Source organism: Streptomyces aureus, assembly GCF_000725495.1.
GTDB lineage: Bacteria > Actinomycetota > Actinomycetes > Streptomycetales > Streptomycetaceae > Streptomyces > Streptomyces aureus_B.
Genome location: NZ_JNZD01000119.1, coordinates 1 through 241, shown reverse-complemented (window position 1 = coordinate 241; position 241 = coordinate 1). Strand labels below are relative to the sequence as shown.

Here is a 241-nt window from a genome sequence, read left to right as displayed (position 1 = left end):
TTCCAGGATCGCCTCGCGGGCGTCGACGTCCTGCCGGGTGATCTCCTTCTGTTCGTTGCGCTGGGCCTCGTTGGTGCGGACGTGTTCGATCGCCGTCAGCTCGGTGATCTTGCGGATGCCCTGCGCGTCCAGGACGTTGGCCGGGTCGAGCTGGGTCAGCGGCGTCTGCTCCAGGTAGTCGATCGCCGCGTCCTCCAGGTGGTAGCCATTGAGGTCGACGCCGATCAACTCGATTATCTGG

General features: G+C 64.7%; 1 pseudogene. It reads right to left on the bottom strand.

Features of this window, described 5'->3' with window-relative positions:
- A pseudogene (locus IO36_RS36230) lies at positions 1-241 on the bottom strand (flotillin family protein); the annotation flags it as partial.